Source organism: Gemmatimonas sp. (assembly GCF_031426495.1).
Classification (GTDB): Bacteria; Gemmatimonadota; Gemmatimonadetes; order Gemmatimonadales; family Gemmatimonadaceae; genus Gemmatimonas.
In genome coordinates this window covers 59,002-79,450 of sequence record NZ_JANPLK010000044.1, presented here as the reverse complement: position 1 = coordinate 79,450, position 20,449 = coordinate 59,002, and the positions used below count along the sequence as shown (strand labels likewise).

Here is a 20,449-nt window from a genome sequence, read left to right as displayed (position 1 = left end):
CCTCGATCAACGACTCTGACCCCTTGATCGCGCCCCCCGCCGTTGCGGGCGGCGGCGAGCGGATTCTGCTGGTCGAAGACGACGATGCCGTCGCGTCGGCCACGATGCGCATGCTCGCAAGGGCCAGTTATGTGGTGGCGCGCGCCGGAGACGGACAGGCGGGACTCGATGCACTCGCCAGCGCCGCGCTTCCCTACGACTTGGTGATCACCGACGTGGTGATGCCCGGGATGTCCGGCGCCGATCTCGCACGCGAGATTGCCGTGCGCTATACGATGGTGAAAGTGCTATTCATCAGTGGCTATCCGGACGACGACGAACTGGTGCGCGATGTGGCCGAGTACCAGCTCCCGTTTCTCGCGAAGCCCTTCTCCACCGCCGAACTTTTGCAGACCGTCCGCCGCTTGCTCGATGCAGAGCGTCACGTCGCGAGCTGAGCGGACGCACTCGTTTTCATGACTTCGGACACTCCCTTCACGCCGAGCATGCCGTTGCGCCACCTCTTTCGTTTCGTTGCGCTGTCGTCGGTCGCCGTGATCGCGCTGTCATCGCGCGTGACCCAGGCGCAGTCACCCAAGCCGATCGGTCTGATCAACGGCGGCACGGTGCTGCTCGAGTCCAAGTCAGTGAAACGCGACGCCGGCATCATCACCGCCGCGCTACGGGTGCAGTTCCACAAGCCGACCAAGGTGCCGGGCGGTAACTGGTACAGCTCGCGTACGCTGCTCATGCTCGACTGCCGGAAGCAAGTCGTCGCGGTGAAGGAGAACTGGTACTACAGCGACGCGAAGGGAACGAAGGTGGCGCAGCACAAGGAGGTCGGCATCCCGGGGTACGCGACGCCGTTACCCGGTTCCATGCCGAAAGTCGCGCTCGACCATCTCTGTCGTCAGTAGTGCACCGAGGGCCGTCGCCGATCCGCCCGCTTCCGGTGTGAGAATCGTGGCGCCGTAGAACTTGGCCACCAGGCCGAAGGTGCGACGGATGCTCTTGAGATCCGCCAAGTGACCCACGATCACCACGTGCGGCAGCTGCTGTGCGCGGGCCGCATTGATCGCGATCACGGCGATCACCTGCCCCACCATGTTCACCAGCGCCGCCGCCGTGTCTTCGCGCGACGCGTCCACCGGATGACGGGCCACGCGGCCGAAGTTCACTGCCGTGGTCTCCGGCGGTAGACTGCCGATCGCGCCACCCAGCACTTCGGAAATCGTGAGATTGTGCGTCGTGTCGGACCCCCGCTGCGCCAGCGCATCGATCTCGCGTGGATCGACCGTGCCCAACAGCAGACGTCCGAGGCCGACCAGCGTGCCACCTCCCACGCCGGTGCCGGTCACATGGTGCGCACCGTTCATCGTGGCGGCGACGCACGCCGTGCCAGAACCGGCGCTCGTGACCAGAGCCGATTCGAGATTGGCCAAGGCCAGACCGCCGCGACCGATCGCCTTCACTTCGTCCACGCGATGCAACATCCGCTCGTCGATGGACTGGGGGAGCAGTGCGCGATTGCCGCCGGTCACCGCGATCCACTCGAGGTCGCGCGGTAACACACCACCGGCGTCGAGTACGCGCCGGACCCGCGCCTCGTCGGGCTGTCCTTCGCTGGGCAGGGTCCAGTGCCGCGTCGCGCTGCCATCGCGCACCACGACGTCGGTGTTGCTGGCCCCGAAGTCGATCGCCGCAGCGAGGCTCGCAGCGGCGGGGCGCATCGATCCGTCGGTCACCGCGCTCACTGACCCGGGTGGTACGTGCGCTTGGCGTGCTTCTCCACGTCCTCGCGATAGTAGTTCACCACTTTGAACTGCCCCTTCGCGTAGTCCTCGGCCTGGTTCATGAAATACGGCGACGCGGGGTCGCCACTCACCCCGCCGGCGAGCGAGGTCTTGGCCACGATGCGCGGGCCGAATTCGACGGCCGCAATGAAGCTGTTGCCGCGATTCCCGTAGATGCGCTTCGTCGTGCGCACACCGTTCTGCGAGAACGCCGCCAACGAGCCCCAGTTCGACGATGTGAACGGCACCGGAATGCTGGGTTTCGCATCGTCGTACACGGCCGCGATGCGGCCATCGAGGCGCTGGAAGCGGTTGATCTCGCCCCATGGCGTCTTCCAGGTGCCGAAGTCGCTGCCCAGCTTGTCGGCGCTGCGCGCGAGCGCGCTCAGCATCACGGCGTTGTCGCGTGCCGCCGCACGATTGCCACGCGTGACGCGCGCGAGTTCCTCGCCATAGGCATTCGCCAACGACATCGCCACCGACGTGAGCCCGAAGCGATAGTCCCAGCTGCGCAGCACCGCGATCTGGTCGGCGAGCTTGATGCGCACCGTGTCGGAACCGGGCAGCGCATCCCATGCGCCGACGAGTGGCGGAATGATCTGCTCGAAGGCCGGCAGATAACTGTCGTATGCGGCCGCGATCAGCTTGTCGACCGTAAAATCGGTGCGGCCGTTCAGCATACGGATGGCGTGAATGCCACGCGCATTCTCCTCCTGATACTGCGACATGTACTTCGGATAGTTACCGATCTTCGGGCTGTTCGGGCCGGCCACCGTGAACGGCCAGTTGTTGGTGTTCATCAGCCAGCCGTTCGCCGGATTCGCGACGAGGATCGTTTCATCGAGCGAATGCAGGCCCTGCCACTCGGTGTCCGGCGTGCCGCCGTCGACCGGGCGCGTGTAGTCGAACTTCGGATTGCGCTTCGGGATGAAGTCACCGTTCACGAAGGCAATCGTGCCACTCGCGTCGGCGTACACGGTGTTGTTCGACGAGTTGGTGCGCAGCTCCATCACCCGCTTATAGCTCGCGAAATCACTCGTTTTCGTGCGACCGAACGACTGCATCAACGCCTTGATCGGCTCCTGCATGAGACGCACAGCCACCCACTTGCCGTTGTCGTTGCGGATGATCGGCCCCTGATGGCTGAAGTACGCCGTGACCGTCTTCCGCTGCCGGCCGGCCGACGTCTTGTACGGCAACACGATGCGCTTGGCCTGCATCTCGCGCTCACCGCCGGCGTACTGATAGAACACCTTGCCGTCCCGCTCGGTGACCGTGAGCTGATACTCGTCGGCCACATCACCGCCGCCGGTAGTGTGCATCCAGCCGTTCTTGTCGTTGAACCCCTGGTAGATGAAGAACTGTCCCCACGTCACCGCACCGTAGGCCTTGAGTCCTTCCTCGCTGTTGACGTGAATCTCCGGACGGAAGTAGTGATCCGTGTGCGGATTGATCAGCAGCAGCGCATGCCCGTTGGCAGTGTTCTTCGGCGCGATCGCGAAGCCGTTCGATCCGGTGGGCTCACGCGGCTCGAACTCCGCGTCGAGTTCCTCACGCGACGGTGCCGTCGGTGCCATGCCCATACGCGGCGCGTAGAACTGCTCGATGCCGCCCACGTTCACGCCCGCGATGTCACCGCCGATGCTGCCTTCGGTGAAGGTCAGAGCCATCCACGGCTCAAACTTCGTGAGCAGCTTCGGCTTCACCTGCGGGTGCGTGGCGAGATAGTAGTTCAGCCCATCGGCGAAGCTGTTCATCAGCGTCTTGAGCCATGCCGGGCTCTCAGCGTACTTCGCCTTCATGTCGAGCGTGTCGATGAAGAGCTTCATGCGCAGGTCGCGCCACAGCGCGCCCTCGCCTTCCACTTCCGACGTGCGGCCCATCGCGGTGATGTAATTCGTCTCCACGCGATTGAAGTCGTCTTCCGCTTGCGCGTAGACCATGCCGAACACGGCATCGGCGTCGGACTTGCCGTACACGTGGGCGATGCCGTACTGGTCACGCATGATGGTGACGCGGTCGGCCTGCTGCTTCCAGGTGGAGGGCTGCGCCGGGGAAACCGACGGCGCGAGCAGCAGAGTCGCCGCAAGGACGGAGCGGAGCATGATGCGCATGGGAGGACCTACAGAGGTCTACAGGTGAGCACTACAGGCGGTATACCGAGATGGCGCTGTCGTCGAACACTTGGGTGTGCTGCGGCTTCACGATCGGTGGCAGCACGTGCACGCGCGTATGCTCGATCGCAAGAATCGTCGAGAACTTCTGGCGATGCCAGCTCTCGATGAGTCGGTCCAGCATCTTCGATTCGTACGGAGGATCGGCGAAGGCGATGTCGAACTTGCCCGACGGCAGCTGCCCCGCGAACGGCAGCGCGTCCTTCTTGTAAACGCGCGTCTTCTCGCGAACACCGAGCGCGGCGATGTTGGCCTTCAGCGCATGCAGACTCGAGGGACGGAACTCCACGAAGTCCACGTACTTGCCGCCGCGCGACAGCGCCTCGAGGCCGAGCGCACCGGTGCCGGCGAAGAGATCGATGATGCGGGCCCCTTCGAGATCATTGCGCAAGAGTCGCATGAGCGCCACACGCACCGTCTCCCCCGTGGGGCGCACCCGGAAATCATTGGGTGAGGTGAGGTGTCGTCCTGCAAACTTGCCGGCCACAATGCGCATAACGGTCTTCTGAGCTACTCGGGTTGGTTGCGCATGTGATCGGCCAGCTGGTGCATCCTGAGCGTCAGATATCCGCGGAGCTCCTCGGACATCGCGTGCTCGGTCAGCGCCTGATCCATGCACCACAGCCACTCGTCCCGCTCGCGCGCGCCGATGGCAAAGGGAAAATGCCGCATCCGCAGCTTCGGATGGCCGAACTGCTCCACGTACAGATCCGGCCCGCCGGTCCACCCGGTCAGAAACAGATACAGCTTCTCGCGAGACGCCTTGAGGCTGGTCGCGTGAAGCGCGCGCACGTTCACCGCTTCGGGGGCGGTGTCCATAAGATCGTAGAAGCGATCGACCAGCGCACGAATGCCGGTCTCGCCGCCGAGGTCTTCGTAGTGAGTCATGGCAACGCGGAAGATTAGTACCCCGCAGGGAGCCTCAGCAACGCTTCTTCCTGCCCGGCGACCAAAACCGTACGAATAGTTCGTGCGAGCACGTGCAAATTCACCGCCATGCGGCCGGCGTAGCTCCTGCAAGGGATGAGCTAAGTGCCTGCGCGCAACGCATTACGGGAGCTTCACATGCTTCGGACAGAGGCCGGGGCGAGGCGAGACAATCATGGTCGGCAGAAGTACGGCAAGGGGCGCTAGGAATGAACGGCGCTAGGAATAAGGGGCGCTAGGAATAAGGGGCGCGAACGGCAAACCGCGAAACCGCGAAACCGCGAAACCGCGAGACGCGTTGTCTGCCGTTTCGCGGTTTGCCGTTCACGCGGTTCATGCCTAGCGCCGTCAATTCCCAGCGCCGTTCATTCCTAGCGCCGTTTGCTCGTAACCCTAGTAGCGCGGCCATCTTTGCGGCGTCCCCACCGGCGCCCGTCCCCGGTCGACCACTTCGCCGATCACGGTGCCGATGATCCCGCCGGCGCCGCCCATCCGGGTGCCGACACGTCCGCCGTTGCGGCCGCCGGTCCGCCGTCGGTCATGCTCCTCACAGTTGTCCACACCCGCACTGGCGCCGCGGATCACCACGCCGATGATGCCGCCCCATCCGCCGCCGCGGCGGCCACTGTCCCCGTTGCCGACGTTGCCGCTGCCGGTGCCGCGATCGCTTCCGGCCTCCTCGTCACCACGCGCCGACGGGCCTGAGGTGGCCTCGGCTTCCGTGGACAGATCCGGCGGCGCCTGCACACCGGGCTCGGGGCTCGGCGCCGGCGTGGGTTCTACGCGCTCCGTCGTCACGACAGCCGGAGCGGGCGCCTCACTCACCGATTCCGACGAGACCGTTTCCGTGATCGGCGCGCTCGGCGTGGGTCGTGCGGTGCGGCGCGGCGTGGGTACCGCATCACGACGTCCGACCTGGTCACCGCTGGGCGCGCCCGTCGGACCGCCCTCGAGCGCGGATACCACGGCCGTGCGCGGACGCTCGGCAGCCGTCGCCATCTGCAAGTCACGCTCGAGGTCGGCCGTCATGGCCGCCTGATCGCGTTCTCCGCCACAGCCACCCAGCGCGAACACCGCAGCCATCCCTGACACGATCGCCGCCGACTTCATCGTTTTTCGCACGCGCTCCTCCTGGCCCCGGGCCATGGCAGACGGGCATGCACGCGGCGCCTGCCGTGTGATCCCGATACCAAGGTGCACGGCAATGACCGCGCCAGCCAGCCGCGAGGCGCCATCAGAGGGAACCTTTCCTTTCGACACGACTAACCGTCCTCAAATGGTGACAACCAGTGTCCTCTGCGTGGGACCGGGGACCGCCGCCGAAGCACCCGGAGCGGCCGGAGTCCCCGCTCGTTATCCTCACGGTGAGCCGTCCTGCCGTTCCGACCGGGCACCCGTTCTCCAGGCCACGATGCGCCCTCTCTTCCACCGTTTGTTCGCCGCTGGCGCCTGCGCCGCGCCCGTGCTGTCACTGCTCACCGCGTGCACCGACCCGCTCCGGGTCTCGCCCGCCGACCGGCGCGCAATCGCCGACACACTGAGCGCGCTCGTCATCAACGCCTACGACTTTGCGAAGCCCGAGCCGGCGGCGCGGTTACTCAGCCTTTATCCCGACAGCGGTCGCATCATCTCCGCGGTGGCCGGACGGGTCACCACGACCAGAGACACGCTCGCCGGCGAGATCGCCGGCTTCTGGCAGCGCGTCGGTCGCAGAATGCAGAACCCGCGCTTCGTGCTGGGCTCGACGTACGTGGATGTGATCACGCGCGATGCCGCCGTGGTCACGCTCGTGTACAGCATTCCGCACACCACGCCACAAGGCACACCGCACACCGTGAGCGGGGCGTGGACCATGCTGTGGCGCCGTGAGAGCGGACGGTGGCGCATCGTGCAGGAACATCTCTCCGACACGCCCGAATCCACCGCGCCCGGACTCGCGTCCGAAGCCCCCTCCGCGACACCTCCCTCTTCGCACCAGCACTGATGGCTATGTCGATGTTTCGCTTCACCCGTTTCGCCGCACTGCTAGCCGCCGGCGTCGTGCTGATCAGCGCACCCGTCGCCGCGCAAACGGTACAACTCCGCTTCGACGCGTCAGTTGCGGCAGGCCCGATCACCGGGCGCGCGTTCTTCTTCATCGCGCGCACCGATCGCAGCGAGCCGCGTCGGCAGGCCAGTTCCAGTCGCGGCAGCGAGCCGTTCTTCGGCGTCGATGTCGAAGGAGTGCGGCCCGGTGAGGTGGTCACGATTGACGCCACCACGCTCGGCTTTCCCGTGGCCTCATTGAAGCAGTTGCCGGCCGGCGAATACGTCGTGCAAGGCATGATCCTGCCGTACACGCAGTTCACGCGCGCCGATGGCCATACGATCTGGGCGCACATGGATGCGTGGGAAGGGCAGCGGTTCAACGACGCGCCCGGTTCACTCGTGAGCGCCGTGCAGAAGCTGCGCATCGACCCGGCCACCAATCCCGTCATTTCACTGTCGCTCACGAAGGTCCTGCCGCCCGTCGCCTCGCTCGCCGATTCGCCGTGGGTGAAGCGGTTCACGATGACGTCGAAGAAGGTGAGTGCCTTCTGGAATCACGACATGCCGCTCGGTGCGGTGGTGCTATTGCCCAAGGGCTACGAGCAGAACACGTCCAAGCGCTATCCGGTGGTCTACACCGTGGGTCACTTCAGCGAGCGCGCCCCGTTCGGCTTCACCTTCGAGGGCTGCGATACACCCGAAGCCGCGCCGGCCAAGGCCGCGCGACTCGCGCGCAGTGCACGTGAGCCAGGCTGTGAATTCCAGCAGGCGTGGACGGCCGGCAAGGTGCCCGAGTTCATCGCCGTGTTCATTCAGCACCCCACGCCGTTCTACGATGACAGTTACGTGCTCAACTCGGCCAACAATGGGCCGTACGGCGATGCCATCACGCAGGAGTTGATTCCCGAGATCGACAAGCGCTACCGCACGATTCCGTCGTCCTACGCGCGCACGCTGACCGGTGGCTCCACCGGTGGATGGGATGTGCTCGCGCTGCAGGTACACTATCCCGACGTCTTCGGCGGCGCGTGGTCGCTGTATCCCGATCAGCTCGACTTCCGCAATTATCAGTTCGGCAACGTCTACGCCGACGCGAATGCGTTCGTGATGAACGAGCGCTCATGGCTCCCGCGCGAAGTGCCGTCCAGTCGCTCACCGGAAGGCCTGACCGAACTCACCATGCGCGAAGAGAACACCGCCGAATTGGTGATCGCGACCAAGGGTCGTTCGGCTGGACAATGGGATGGGTGGCAGGCCGCGTGGGCACCGGTTGGAGCCGACGGCTATCCCAAACCGCTCTGGGATAAGCGCACCGGTGTGATCGACAAGAGCGTCGCCGAAGCGATGCGCGCCAATGGCTACGACCTGCGCGACTACGTGGAGCGCAACTGGTCCACGATCGGTCCGCGGCTGGTTGGCAAGTTGCATGTGGCCGTCGGCGACATGGACAACTATTTCCTCAACCTCGGCGTGTATCGCTTCGAAACGTTTCTCGAGAGCACGAAGGAGCCGGGTAAGGGACCGTACTACGCCGGCAAGTTCGACTACGGCCGTCCACTCAAGCCGCACGGCTGGCAGCCGTGGAGCAATCAGGAACTGCTGCGCATCATGGACGAGCAGGTGAAGCGCCACGCGCCGCGACCGTAGGCATCACCGCGCTACAGCTGGCCCGTGCTACCCCAGTTGGCCAACAGGGCGACATACGCGGGGTCGTCGTAGCGCGTAGGGAGAAAGGCCGGCTCGTAGGCGGGCCGCGTGGCACCGGTGATTTGTGCGGCCAACAGTTCACCGCACGCCGGTGCGGCCATAAGACCGAATCCCGAGAACGCGGCGCACACGAAGGCGCCGCGGGCGCCGCTGGGGCCTACCAGCGGCCGGTTTTCGGCGGTCTTGGTGTAGTAGCCGCCGTCCACGTACGCATGCGGCAAGCGCTCGAGATACGCGGCAAGTCCGGGGGCCAGCGACGTCATACCACGCAGTACGAGCTCGGGATAGAGCGCGTCGTCAGGCATCGGATATGCTGGCACGTTGAACCGGTGCGCGCTGTGATAATCCCACAGCATCAACACCGTGCGACTCGCGCCGTACCCTTCCGGCCGCAGATGAATCCCCGCCGGCATCGGCTCGGTGAGCCATCGCGTGGCGTCATCCGCGGCGAGTTCATCGCGCTCGTCGTCGCTCCACGCGAGCAGCTGCGCATCGTCGAGAATGACCAGACCGGTGTCGCGGTCGATCACCCCGGCGGTGTCCTCGATCGCGATCTTGTAGTGCGCTTCCGAAAACAGCGGAAGCTCGGCGCCAGCCAAGGCGCCCACCTGTGCGGCATACGGACCGGCCGCGTTCACGAACAGGGGGGTCGCGATGTGCAGCACGCGGCCATCGCTGCAGGCCACATCCACGGCGTCCACGGTGCCCGTGCTGTGCCCCACGCGCTCCACGTGACCACTCACCAGTTGCACGCCCGCCGCTCTTGCGTCTTCCAGCAGATACATGCCGAGCTGCTGGCCGCTGAACCAGCCACAGCGGCGCGCGTGCAGCACGGCGACGATCTCGGGGTGCATCCACGGAAAGTGCTGGCGAATCGCGTCGCGATCGAGAAACAGATCGGCGCCATTTGGCACGTCGCGAAAGCCGCGGTGCGGACTGCGCCGGTACCCGGCCGCCTCGTGCACCGAGTGATACGTGCGTACGTCGCCGGCGCCTTGTGCACTCGCTCGCGCCGCGTCGGTCACGAATCGCGCCGCCGTCGCCGCGTCACGCGTGGCGTAGAGATAGCCGCGCCGATTGAGCCCGAACCGATCGCCACTCTGCGCTGACCACAGCTCCAGCAGATCGATGCTGCGATTGACCATCTGCACCATCGCGTCGTCGGGACCTGGCCACCAGTTGCGATACGCCTCGGTGCTCTTGTCGCTGGTCAAGGTGAGCGGGGGGCGCTCATCGACCAGCAGCACGTTGCGCACACCATGCGTGACGGCAAGCGCATACGCCGTGGCGATGCCGGCGATACCGGCCCCACAGATCACGACATCAGCGGTCATCACGGGGTCGTTGGGCGGGCGGTTGCCCGCGTGGCCCAGAGCGCCCGCTCCACCATCACCGGTGTGAACGCCTGCGCAAAGATCGCCGACAGCTGCGCCGATCGCTCACGCAGCGCCACGGCGTACTTGGCGTAGTAGCCGTTGGTCCACGCCACCGTTCCGAGCTGTGGCACCTGCGCTGCGACATCCTCGTCGAAGAACGGATACTCCGCGGGCGCCATCACGGCGAGCAACGCCGAGGCCGTGGCGGCGCCGACACCCTTAAGGGCGACCAGTGCGGTGACCGGCCTCGTAGGATGCGGAATCTGCTCCCACGCCGACCGGCTTGCCTCGATGACGGCATCCGGCGTGTTGCTGCGCACCAGCACGAGATTCGGTGCACGCCACACGCCGCGCGCCATCTTCCACTCGGTGATCCGCACCATCTCGTCGTGCAGCACGTAGCGTGGCGTGCGCGACGCGATCAGCGCCGGCAGCTCGGTGCGATACCACACATCGTGTTCGACCAGTCGTCCCGACGGCACAGCGGCGATCGCGGCGTCGTAGCCGGCAAGTGCCGCATGCCATCGGCCTTCCTGCTCCGAGTGCCACAACGGTGCAACCGATGTACTCACGAGCGGCGCTGCCCGACCAGCGACATGAGCGTCGCACCGGCGGTTACACCGAGTGCGGCGAGCGCCGGGGCGATCAGCTGGATCCACACCGGTGTTTGCGCCTGCATCATCGCCTGCATGTTGGTGAGCGAGCCGTCGCGCGTCATGGTTGCGTTCACGCCGCTCGTGATCGCCGGGAGTGCCATGAGAATACCGAAAACCAGAGTCATGCCCGCGAGAATGAGCGGCACTTTGCGATCGCGGGACAGCTTCGACACGACGATGCCCGCCACCAGCCCCGAATCGAACTGAAAGAAGCAGAACACCGCGATCCACAGCGGCGTCACGGCGTAGCTACCCGGCACAAACGTGCGCTCCGTGCCGAGCGCGAAATACACCGCCGTGAGTGTGGCGAAGAGAACCACGAACATCAGGATGTAGCCCGCGAGGGCGATGCCGAACGCTTTCATTTCGCCTCCGCCTGTGTCTTGAGCGACGCCAGACCGTCTTCGAAATCCTTGCCGATCATGGTGTCCATGTTCATGAACAACCCGATCACCTTGGATAGCAAGGGATTCGCGCCCCGCATGGCCCACGTGACCCTCGTGCCGGCGTCGGCCGGTTCGAGATTGAACTCGATCACGTTGTGCCCTTCGATCGGCTTGAGCATGTCGAGCTGCATCGTGATCTTCGACGGCGGCATCAGCTCACGCACGGTCATCGTGCCTTCGCCGGCCTTCGAGTTGCCGCTCCAGTAATAGCTCGCACCCGCGGCGCCAGGCGTGCCGTTGAACACCTTCTTCATTTGCGGATCAAGCTTCTCGTAGGGCGACCACGGGGACCACTGATGCAGATCGGCGATCTTCGGATAGATCGTCTCGGCCGGTGCCGCGATGACCACCGACCGTTCAATGGAAAACGTGTCCGGCTGACGCGAGGCCATAAGCAGCAACGCGCCGAGCAGGACGAGCAGAATGATGCCGACAGTCTTGAGCATGAGCGCCTCGGCGATTCAGTGGGTCGGGGAGTGACAGATCGTCGCTGCCGTTATAGTGCGGATCGGGCCCCTGACGCGCTACCAGCGACGACGAACGCGCTAGTCTCGCGGCAGGGCGAGTGGCTCGATCCCGAGGGTGTGCCAGGCGTCGGTGGCGGTGGCGCGATGTAAAGTGACTCGCCACGCTGAGTGGCAGTGCTCGCCGCAGGTGCGCCCGACGATCACCGCCACGCGCTCGGCGCCGTCGGGACTCTCGGCGAGCACGGTTGGACGTGTGAGGGCGACGAGTCCGCTGCTGGCGGGATAGCGCGCAAACCACGCCTCCCATCCATCGGGTTCGGCGTGGAACTGCTGCTCGAGTGTCGCCAACGACTCCAGATGCACCGGCAACGGCAATGCGAGGGCCGCGGTATCTGGCGGTAGCGCCTCGAACGCGACGCCGGCGTCGCGCAGAAGCTGCAATGTTGGCGACAGGTTGGCCGTATCACTCCAGAACACGAGCTGTTTGGCGTGCTCTCGTGCGTCGAATAGCGCCATCAGCGCAGCGCGGTGCACCGAGGCCTGCTCACCATCGCTCAGCGTCGCGGGACGCTGTTGCACGCAGAGCGAGGCCCCGAGTGCCAGGACCACGACCGCAGCACCTACGCCAACCCCGCGGATCACGACCTACGCGTCTTCGTTCGCAGCGGCGGCGACGTCGTCCACCAGCTCCTGCAGCTTGCCGATGGTGTTCCAGTTGCGCGCCGTGACGCGGTCACCGAGCAACGATGCGACGGCGTCCACGAGATCGCTCTCCGTGGCCCCTTCGGGCGCATGCTGATACGCGGCGCGCGATCCGACATGGAGCCGCTCGTGCGCCCAGTCTTGCTCAAGCAGCGGCAGCAGCGCTTGACGGTCGTAGAACTCGCGCCAGATCGACACGAACAGACGGCTCGGGTCGACATCATCGTCATCGATCGCGTTCTCTTCGACGATCCGGTCCAGCTCCGCGGCGGTGATCACGACGACGCGCGTGGCCACCTTCATGCGCTGCAGAATGCCCTGCTCGAGGGCAATCGCCGCTTCTTCGGCTGGTTTGCCGTGCGCGGCGTATACCAAATTGCCGCTGTTCAACAGCGTGCGCGGATTGCCGAAGCCGATGCTGCGTGCGAGCTCGCGGAGCTCCAGCATCGGCACCTTTTTTGACCCACCAACATTGACGCCACGCAGCAGCGCGATGTGGACGTCGTCTCGATCCCGGGAAATTCGTGCCATGGTGCAGTATAGCCACGGCGCCGCCGTGGGCACCGTGATCAGCTCAGAGGGGCCAGGGCGCGGTCGCGAATCGCGTCATTTGCGCCCCCCACCAGGCGCTGGTGCCCACTGGCACGAGCACGGCGTGCAGCGTCAGAAAGAACGCGAGCGCCAGAGGGTACGCACGCTCGCGCACCCCGTTGCGCCAGTCGGAGACGATCAATGCCACAAGCACGGCGTGGGTGACCACTAGGCTCGCGTGCAACGCAAAGAAGAACGAGGGACTGCCAAGTGTCTGGAACAGGCGCGCGAGCGCCGGCGAAAGGCCCGGCAGGACCGTGGCGGCCATGAATCGCTTGTGGGCCGAGGGCCGGCGCACGTTGGCGAGGCCGACCCCGAACATCACGCCAGTGAACACCACGACCGGCAGATCGAACAGCGCGAGCATCGGCCCGATCGGTGCCGGAATCGTGGCGTTGACGATCATGACGCGCACGATGTGCACGGCGCTGAGGAGCATCACGGGCATGAGCAGGAACGCCCCGCGGGCCACGCGCCGATGCCATCGCACCTGGCCGCGGGACATCAGGAACGACTGGCCGGCGAGCAGCATTATCCAGAGCGTCGCCGTGACGCCGTGGATGCTGTGCACGACGTCTCGTGCCGCGGCAGGGCGGAAGAACGAACCCCAGAACCCGGCCATGATGACGCCGAGGGTGGCCAGGAAGTACCAGTGGGCGTGGGCGTACGAGGGGGCCTGCGGCGTCCGACCAGACGTCGGAAATCCGGCGAGCTCAACAGGGCTTGCGGTCACGGTGTCCTCGAGGTCGCTCGTGGATGGAGGCAAGTCACCGTGCCACATGGAACTAGGCGATCGGGATGCTGAAAAATAGTTGTAGTATTGTTTGCGTTTCCGGGGAAGACCTTGTACCTTCTTTGAAGCGATGCATGCGCCTCGGCGTAGGGACAAGTTCCGATAGAAACGGGCCTGCCAAATCGAGCGGGTCTTTTTTTGTTTGCATCGTAGTCACCGAGTGGTGGCGACCGTCGTGAGGTTGATCACGAGTACCAGGTGGTTGGTTCCGTTCTGCATCGGCTCGTCTGTCCGCGTGCTCCGACTGACACCAGCACCAAATCAGAAACAGGAGTATCGCGATGCGTACGACCGGCACTGTCAAGTGGTTCAACGACGCCAAGGGCTTCGGCTTTATCACCCCGGCGAACGGACAGAAGGATTGTTTCGTTCACCATTCTGCCATTCAGGGCGGCGGCTTCAAGTCGTTGACCGAAGGCGAGACCGTTGAGTTCGACATCGTGCAGGGCCAGAAGGGTCCGGCCGCTGAGAACGTCACGCGGATGGGTCGCTAATTCGGGCATCCAGCCCTTTCGTCATGAGTGTTTCGCGCAATACGAATCACGCATGACGACCCGAAGCGCCGTGTGTCCGGACATCTGTCCGCCACACGGCGCTTCGGCGTTGTCCCCTCTCACCGGGAACCACGCATGATTGAGAGCGCACCCGCCGAACGCGCGTTTGATCCGCGCGATACAGCTGCTCGCACTTCATTTTTGTCATCACACCGCGCCCAGGCTGTCTGCACGCGCGAGTTTGCTCGTTTATCCGAAGGGCTCGTCGCCGCCACCAAGGTGCTGGCGGTCCAGACCTCCCTCGAACCGCCCACGGTTCGCTTATCCCCCGATCGCTGCATCGTCCAGCTCGGCCCCGTCGCCCTCACGGTCGCGTGGCTCCGCAACGGCACCGATGTCCCGGCCGCCGGACAACTGCTCTGCATCGTGTGGCGTGGCGTCATTGCTCCGCGCGGTGAACACGCGCCCGAACGGCGTGGATGGCGGCAGGTGCCGGCCACCCCACAGTCCGTCTGGGAAGAGACCTGCCTTCCCTCCGCCACCAGCGAAGCGACGTGGCATTGGCATCCGGAGTCGCTGGAGCGCGAAGGCTATGCGTCCCTCGAACTCGCGGGCCGCTGTATCGAACAACTCCGGACGGCTCTTGAGGCGCTCCTGCAGGATGCGCCGATCGACTCCGGTTCCACGACCTAGTACGACGTGCGCTTGACCAAGGAGGTTGGATGAAGGAAGACGCCATCGAATTCGAGGGAGTCGTGTCGGACGTTCTACCCAGCGCGATGTTCCGTGTCGATCTCGAAAACGGACACTCGTTGCTGGCCACCATGGCGGGAAAGATGCGGAAGTTCCGCATCCGAATCCTCGCCGGTGACAAGGTCACGGTCGAAGTGTCGCCGTACGACTTGAGCCGCGGCCGTATCACGTTCCGCCACAAGTAGCTCCGTCACCCCGATGCCGGCGCAGTGCGGATTCGCACTGCGCGGCATGCACGAAAAGCCGGGTGCCGCGCGCGATGGGTGTCACCGGCCTGCGTCAGCGAGAAAGACACGACCAGCGTTACCGGGTGGGCTCTCATCAAGTCACGTGAGTGAGTGAAGAATCATTCACAATTCACGCCCGGTCACATCCGGCACAGACCTGCTTATGCGCGCTGTCCGTCTCCCCGCTCCCGGTCACCCCGTCGAAGACGCCGAAATCCCGATGCCGCCCTGCGGTCCCGGTGACGTGCTCGTGCGCGTTCGCGCCGCCGGCATCTGCCACTCCGACGTGCACTATCGGGCTGGGCGCTCGCGCGTCGAACCGCTCCCCCTGACACTCGGGCACGAAATCGCCGGCGAGATTGCGGAGGTCGGACAGCACGTCCTCAGCCACAATGTCGGCGATGCGGTCTGCCTGCACTATCTGGTCACCTGCGGACAGTGCGACGATTGCCTCGCCGGCCGCGAGCAGTTCTGCGTCACGGGCAAGATGCTCGGCCACTTCACCGACGGCGGCTGGGCAGAGTACGTCGCTGTCCCCGCCAGGAATGCGGTACCAGTTCCGCATCGCGTCCCCTTCGAGCAGGGCGCCGTGATGATGTGCTCATCGGCCACCTCGCTGCACGCGCTCCGTAAAGGTCGACTCAAGGTTGGAGAATCGGTGCTCGTGGTTGGCGTCGGCGGCTTGGGGATGTCGGCCGTGCAGCTTGCCCGTGCGCTCGGCGCCGCTGAGGTGATTGCGGTGGACCGGGACCCCATGAAGCTGGCGTTGGCCGAGCGCTTCGGCGCGCGGACGATCCGCGCCACCGATCTCTCGCCCGATGAGGTGGTCGCGCAGGTGCGGGCAATGACGAACGGGCGTGGTGTGGACGTGGCGCTGGAACTGGTTGGCAAACCCGACACCATGCGCACGGCGTTGCAGTCGCTTGCCCCGCTGGGGCGCGCGGTGGTGGTGGGACTGTCGGATATCCACCTGCCGGTGGACACATATCGCGATCTGATCGGCCGCGAGGCGGAGCTGATCGGCTCGAACGACCATCTGCTGAGCGAGCTGTATGAACTCGTTGAGATGGCCGACAAGGGCATTCTGGACCTCACGGACGTGGTGACGCACACCGTGCCGCTGCAGGCGCGCGCCATCAACGAGGTGCTGGACGCGCTGGATCGCCACGAAGCGCCGGTGCGGACGGTCGTCGTACCGTAGCACGTCCACGCCGCATCAGCTACGCACCCGTCGGGCGATAACCCTGCTCGAGCAGATGCTGGACCGAGAGAAAGCGCGGTTCAGGAATGGCGTTCCACTCACACCAGCGCCACTCGGCGCATTTCTCCGGCTCCAACACGCGCGGTGAACCGACCCGCGCCGTGGCGAGCACAAACAGCGTGACATAGTGCTTCCCCGCCGCCTCGAAGATGTCATTGGTGAACGGACCGAAGCCGGTCACGGTGACATCGAGTCCGGTCTCTTCGGCGACCTCGCGTACCGCACACGCCGCGACCGATTCACCGAATTCGAGATGGCCTCCGGGAAACTGCCACGTGTTGTGCCCCTGCGTGCCGCCGAGCCGGCGGCCAACGAGTACGAGGCCGTCGCGGACGACGAGGACGGCGACGCCGATACGAGGGACGGTCATGTTGTCATCGGCGAAGGGCGCTAAGAATCAACGGCGCTAAGAGTGAACGGCGCTAAGAGTGAACCGCGCTAAGAATAAGGGGCGGAACAGCGAACCGCGCCCGCGTGGTTCGCGCCGTTCACTTTTAGCGCCGTTCACTTTTATCGCCGTTCACTTTTAGCGCGGTTGATTCTTGGCGCTGTTCGTTTTTCACATCCGTTTTCCCGTGACCGGCGTAGCAGTCGGTGCTTCCGGCATCATCGGCAGCGCGCGCAGCAGTGTTCCCGTGAGCGCATCGCCGGTGGCCTGTAGTGTCCAGGTGATGATGGCTTCCTGCGGCCGCACGTCCCCGTCGAGGTTGATCTGCACGATCTGCTTCTGCACGAACACGACGCCGGCGGTCGACGGTTTGGCGGACATGGTGGCGGCGGGCACGGGGGTGCCGTCTGGCCGCGGCGTAGGCTGCAACGTGGCGACGAGCGAGTCGCCTTGCATCGCGATGGTGAGCGAGGCCGTTCCCATGACCGGCGTGACGACGTCGTTCTCGATACGGCGTCCGCGCTCGTACTCGATGTCCCATCGGCCGACGAGGGGAGACTGCGCGGCTACCGGACTACTCGCGATGGCCATAGCAACCAACGCAACGCACAGCGGGATCTTCATGAAGTCAGCTCCAAAAGTAGGCGGGTTACCGAATGAGTCACGAAGAACGCGGGAAAGGTTGCGGGCGGGGGCGGCTCCAAAAGCGGACGGCGCGATGAAAGCCAACGGCGCTAAGAATCCACAGCGCTAAAAGTCAACAGCGCTAAAAGTCAACAGCGCTAAGAGTCAGGGGCGGGAAAGGCGAACCGCGCCAACAGCACTGAGCTCTCGGCTGTTGGCTCAGGTCGTACTTCTCGCGGTTTATTCTTCGCGCCGTTGACTCTTAGCGCGGTTGACTCTTAGCGCCGTTCACTCTTAGCGCGGTTTGCCCGTGACCTACGGCCACGGTAGTACGATCACCGGGAACCGCGGTCGCGCGCTCGGGTCGTCATTGCCGTCCATGAACCTCGCGATGTCGTGACGCGCGGAGGCGACGTGCGCTTGCATGGCGGCGTCGACCGACGTCATGCTGGCGAGCTGCGTGTCGAGCGCCTTGAGATGCATCAGTGCGGCGGCGCGCACGTCGGGCATGGCGCGCTTGTCGCCGGCGAGGTCGAGGATCGCGTCGACGGCGGCGCGCTGCGAGGCGCGTTGCACGGCCTTCTCGGCGGCCGCAGTCGCGGCGGCGCTGCCCCACGTGCGCTGCACGACGGCGCGCAGCACTTCGTCGAGTGAGAGCGCGGCGTTGTCACGTCCCGCGATCAGCACGACACGCGCAAGGCGCTCGCGGTCGAGCAGATAGCCGATCACTTCCGTGGCGAGTCCGCCGGCGAGCGTGACCGCATCGAACGTCGTGCCGCCATTGCTGTCGATCCACGTCATGTCGGCATTGAAACCCGGCGGGGCCGGCGGGATCATCTTCTGCACGCGCTCGGGGACCGTGAGCTCGCTCGGCTGAATGGCGTCGAGCGCCATCGTGAGCGCACGACGCTGCGTGGCGGCGGGCACGATGGTGGTCGGCGTCTGTCCGTCGCCGCGCAGCGTGAACGTGAAGTCCATGCCGCCGATGTTCTTGGCGAGTCCTTCCAGCGAGTAGCGGTGATGCAGATACACGTGGGCAAAGCGCATGTTGAGCAGCGCCATCGGCTCGCCCGGCTTGATCGCGCGCTCGTCGAACTTGTCCATCAGGACCCGACGCAGTTTCGAGGTGCGATCCACGGCGTCGAACATCGTGGCGCCTTCGACCCAACGCGTGACTTCCGGAATGGAGCCGTTCGCGCCGGCGTACTGGTCGTTGATGAAGCGCACGTTGCGCGCGAGGCCATCCTTCATGATCGCGTCGAGTCCCTTCGCTTCCGACGCGCTGTCGGCGTACCACGTGTAGCCCAGCTTGATGGCGAGCGTGTCCCAGGCGCCGGGGCCTTTGCGATAGGCGTCGCGTAAATCGGGCGTGCCATCAGCGGCCAGCGTGATCAGCGGATACGGATAGTCCATCACCGACGTGCGGCCCTGCGCGTGCGCGATGTAGTTGTGCGACAAGCCGAGGGTGTGGCCGATCTCGTGGGCGGCGTGCTGGCGACGGCGCGCCATTGCGAACGTTTCGGCGTCCACATTGGGGCCGCGCGGACCGGAGGCGGGCACGGTGCCGGCCCAGATGTTGTAATCGACCAGCGAGCGCCAGGCGTCCATGCGCACCATGGCGCGGATGATTTCGCCGGTGCGCGGATCGCTGTAGCTCGGGCCCACGCTCGGGCCGGGACCGGAGCGGTGCACCCACATCAGCATGTTGTAGCGGGCGTCCATCGGATCGGCGCCAGCGGGCAGATCGAGCACGCGGAAGGCGTTCTTGAAGCCGGCCGCCTCGAACACTTTGGCCCACCAGTTGCCGCCCTGCCGCAGCGCTTCGCGGTACGGCGTGGGAATGCCTGGATCGAGGTAGTACGTGACCGGCGTGACCGGCTCCACGAGTTCGCCGCGACGATACGCGGCGGGGTCCTTCGGCACGAGGCGCCAGCGGTTGATGAAGCCCGAGCGATAGGTGCCGTCGAAACCCTGCGAGAGGTCGGCGAACTGGGTGCCGCCGTAGCCGAAGCGTGGGTCATAGTTGCGCGGACGATAGCTGGTCGGATCGGGGAGCACGACCAGCGAATGGTGCTCCTCGAACGTCATCGCCTTGGGATCGGGCGCCGCACGGCGCGCGAGTCCGCCGGGCGCGTCGCTCACGAACGTGAGAATGGCATGCACTTCGGCATTCTTGGGGAACGCCTTGGTGCGCGCGGTATCGAGCCAGCTGCGGGTGGCGTCAACGCGATACACACCGGCCGCGCCGCCGGCGCCGACACCGCCCGGTCCGGCCCCGCCACGGAGCGCGTCGGCCACGCCGTAGGCATCCGCGAGGAACAGCGACGTCGCGTCGACGGTCGTCACGCCGTCCTTCTCGCCATCGACTACGAACGAGGCCACCACCGACCGCGGGAAGGCGTCGGTGGCCGCTTGCTTGTTGCCGGCGTCGCCGTTGGGCGCCCGGACACTCCAGTTGTCGCGGACCATGAGCACGCGATTACCGCGGCGTTCGAGGCGCACCACCACGCTCTGCCCCATCTGGGCACGATCGAGACCGGGGCCGTTGCTCTGTCCGAGTCCAGTCGTGAGGGTGACCTGGTGCAGGAAGTCTTTCCCCATCTGCCCGGCGGGGATGTCGAGCAGCGCGCGATTCCGGGCTTCGTCCACGCGGACGCGAAGGAACGGGGCGTCAGGCGCTTGGGCGTGGAGCACAGTCGTGACGCCGGTCAGGGCGACCGCCGCGGCGGCAAGCAGTCGCGGCAGCGAACGTGGGCGGAGCTGGGACATGTGGCGCGGGACGAGGTGGAGGTACGGACAACTCTCGATTGTAGCACCGGTGGAGCGGGGCGCGCTATCCGTTTGGGTGTCGAAATCGGGAGGCGGCATGCCACCGTCACGAGATCGGTATCTGCTTCAGCATCGACAACGGCAACAGCGGGAACACGGCCACCCCAACCGCAACAGCGGGAACACGGATTGAAGCGGGATGCCGCTGATCGCACAGATAAGCAAACTGCGATTGATGCGACGGCCGCTAAGACGTGAACCGCCGTTCGCGTATCGGTGTAATCGGTGCAATCA

23 protein-coding genes are annotated in these 20,449 nt (G+C 65.4%); 8 read left to right on the top strand and 15 right to left on the bottom strand.

From position 1 onward, the window contains the following. Window positions 1-437: response regulator (locus RMP10_RS12120; RefSeq protein WP_310570499.1), on the top strand; the 437-nt coding region annotated here is incomplete at its 5' end. Between the two features lie 18 nt (window positions 438-455). Continuing rightward, window positions 456-896 (top strand): surface-adhesin E family protein, encoded by a 441-nt coding sequence (locus RMP10_RS12115; RefSeq protein WP_309673545.1) that lies wholly within the window; start codon window positions 456-458, stop codon window positions 894-896. Here RMP10_RS12115 and RMP10_RS12110 read toward each other — a convergent pair. From RMP10_RS12110 to RMP10_RS12090, 5 genes are all read right to left on the bottom strand, one after another. Further along, window positions 846-1,724 (bottom strand): hypothetical protein, encoded by an 879-nt coding sequence (locus RMP10_RS12110; protein WP_310570498.1) that lies wholly within the window; start codon window positions 1,722-1,724, stop codon window positions 846-848. The two genes, RMP10_RS12115 and RMP10_RS12110, sit on opposite strands and share 51 nt — an antisense overlap. 5 nt (window positions 1,725-1,729) lie before the next feature. Next, window positions 1,730-3,877, bottom strand: a complete 2,148-nt coding sequence (locus RMP10_RS12105) for a penicillin acylase family protein (RefSeq protein WP_310570497.1) — start codon at window positions 3,875-3,877, stop codon at window positions 1,730-1,732. 40 nt (window positions 3,878-3,917) lie between these two features. Next, complete coding sequence (locus RMP10_RS12100) at window positions 3,918-4,442, bottom strand: RsmD family RNA methyltransferase (RefSeq protein ID WP_310570496.1); 525 nt, start codon at window positions 4,440-4,442, stop codon at window positions 3,918-3,920. 14 nt (window positions 4,443-4,456) lie between these two features. Further along, on the bottom strand, window positions 4,457-4,834 hold the full coding sequence (locus RMP10_RS12095; protein ID WP_310570495.1) for a group II truncated hemoglobin: 378 nt from the start codon (window positions 4,832-4,834) through the stop codon (window positions 4,457-4,459). A 432-nt stretch (window positions 4,835-5,266) separates the two neighbouring features. Continuing rightward, entirely contained in the window at window positions 5,267-5,995 is a 729-nt protein-coding gene (locus RMP10_RS12090) for a hypothetical protein (protein WP_310570494.1), read from the bottom strand. Window positions 5,996-6,284: 289 nt separating this feature from the next. On the opposite strand from RMP10_RS12090, the gene RMP10_RS12085 reads away from it, so the two are divergent. Further along, entirely contained in the window at window positions 6,285-6,857 is a 573-nt protein-coding gene (locus RMP10_RS12085) for a DUF4440 domain-containing protein (RefSeq protein WP_310570493.1), read from the top strand. Next, complete coding sequence (locus RMP10_RS12080) at window positions 6,857-8,548, top strand: alpha/beta hydrolase-fold protein (protein WP_310570492.1); 1,692 nt, start codon at window positions 6,857-6,859, stop codon at window positions 8,546-8,548. The genes RMP10_RS12085 and RMP10_RS12080 overlap by 1 nt, the downstream gene beginning before the upstream one ends. Before the next feature lie 11 nt (window positions 8,549-8,559). Here RMP10_RS12080 and RMP10_RS12075 read toward each other — a convergent pair whose 3' ends face one another. From RMP10_RS12075 to RMP10_RS12045, 7 genes are all read right to left on the bottom strand, one after another. Continuing rightward, window positions 8,560-9,942 (bottom strand): FAD-dependent oxidoreductase, encoded by a 1,383-nt coding sequence (locus RMP10_RS12075; protein ID WP_310570500.1) that lies wholly within the window; start codon window positions 9,940-9,942, stop codon window positions 8,560-8,562. After that, window positions 9,942-10,556: a hypothetical protein gene (locus tag RMP10_RS12070; protein WP_310570491.1), complete on the bottom strand. Its 615-nt coding sequence runs from the start codon at window positions 10,554-10,556 to the stop codon at window positions 9,942-9,944. Before RMP10_RS12070 ends, RMP10_RS12075 begins: the two co-directional genes overlap by 1 nt. Next, the gene (locus RMP10_RS12065; protein ID WP_310570490.1) at window positions 10,553-11,005 is read right to left on the bottom strand and encodes a hypothetical protein; all 453 of its coding nucleotides are present in this window, start codon (window positions 11,003-11,005) and stop codon (window positions 10,553-10,555) included. Before RMP10_RS12065 ends, RMP10_RS12070 begins: the two co-directional genes overlap by 4 nt. Further along, complete coding sequence (locus RMP10_RS12060) at window positions 11,002-11,532, bottom strand: SRPBCC family protein (RefSeq protein ID WP_310570489.1); 531 nt, start codon at window positions 11,530-11,532, stop codon at window positions 11,002-11,004. Before RMP10_RS12060 ends, RMP10_RS12065 begins: the two co-directional genes overlap by 4 nt. Window positions 11,533-11,631: 99 nt before the next feature. After that, entirely contained in the window at window positions 11,632-12,162 is a 531-nt protein-coding gene (locus RMP10_RS12055) for a hypothetical protein (protein WP_310570488.1), read from the bottom strand. A 36-nt stretch (window positions 12,163-12,198) separates the two neighbouring features. Next, window positions 12,199-12,786: a DUF1697 domain-containing protein gene (locus RMP10_RS12050; RefSeq protein WP_310570487.1), complete on the bottom strand. Its 588-nt coding sequence runs from the start codon at window positions 12,784-12,786 to the stop codon at window positions 12,199-12,201. A 43-nt stretch (window positions 12,787-12,829) separates the two neighbouring features. Next, complete coding sequence (locus tag RMP10_RS12045; protein WP_310570486.1) at window positions 12,830-13,579, bottom strand: hypothetical protein; 750 nt, start codon at window positions 13,577-13,579, stop codon at window positions 12,830-12,832. A 341-nt stretch (window positions 13,580-13,920) separates the two neighbouring features. Between RMP10_RS12045 and RMP10_RS12040 the strand changes: the two genes are divergently transcribed. The 4 genes from RMP10_RS12040 (at window position 13,921) to RMP10_RS12025 (ending at window position 16,314) form a co-directional block, all read left to right on the top strand. After that, entirely contained in the window at window positions 13,921-14,133 is a 213-nt protein-coding gene (locus RMP10_RS12040; protein WP_171226847.1) for a cold shock domain-containing protein, read from the top strand. Window positions 14,134-14,334: 201 nt separating this feature from the next. Then, window positions 14,335-14,826 carry a hypothetical protein gene (locus tag RMP10_RS12035; protein WP_309672493.1) on the top strand — a complete coding sequence of 164 codons (492 nt, stop codon included), beginning with the start codon at window positions 14,335-14,337 and terminating at the stop codon, window positions 14,824-14,826. 29 nt (window positions 14,827-14,855) lie between these two features. After that, window positions 14,856-15,071, top strand: a complete 216-nt coding sequence (infA, locus tag RMP10_RS12030; protein ID WP_171226845.1) for a translation initiation factor IF-1 — start codon at window positions 14,856-14,858, stop codon at window positions 15,069-15,071. A gap of 205 nt (window positions 15,072-15,276) precedes the next feature. Continuing rightward, window positions 15,277-16,314 carry a zinc-binding dehydrogenase gene (locus tag RMP10_RS12025; RefSeq protein ID WP_310570485.1) on the top strand — a complete coding sequence of 346 codons (1,038 nt, stop codon included), beginning with the start codon at window positions 15,277-15,279 and terminating at the stop codon, window positions 16,312-16,314. Between the two features lie 19 nt (window positions 16,315-16,333). Here RMP10_RS12025 and RMP10_RS12020 read toward each other — a convergent pair whose 3' ends face one another. The 3 genes from RMP10_RS12020 to RMP10_RS12010 form a co-directional block, all read right to left on the bottom strand. After that, the gene (locus RMP10_RS12020; protein WP_310570484.1) at window positions 16,334-16,744 is read right to left on the bottom strand and encodes an NUDIX domain-containing protein; all 411 of its coding nucleotides are present in this window, start codon (window positions 16,742-16,744) and stop codon (window positions 16,334-16,336) included. A gap of 189 nt (window positions 16,745-16,933) precedes the next feature. Continuing rightward, window positions 16,934-17,386: a hypothetical protein gene (locus tag RMP10_RS12015; RefSeq protein WP_310570483.1), complete on the bottom strand. Its 453-nt coding sequence runs from the start codon at window positions 17,384-17,386 to the stop codon at window positions 16,934-16,936. 315 nt (window positions 17,387-17,701) lie between these two features. Beyond that, on the bottom strand, window positions 17,702-20,155 hold the full coding sequence (locus tag RMP10_RS12010; RefSeq protein WP_310570482.1) for a zinc-dependent metalloprotease: 2,454 nt from the start codon (window positions 20,153-20,155) through the stop codon (window positions 17,702-17,704). Window positions 20,156-20,449: the final 294 nt, after the last annotated feature.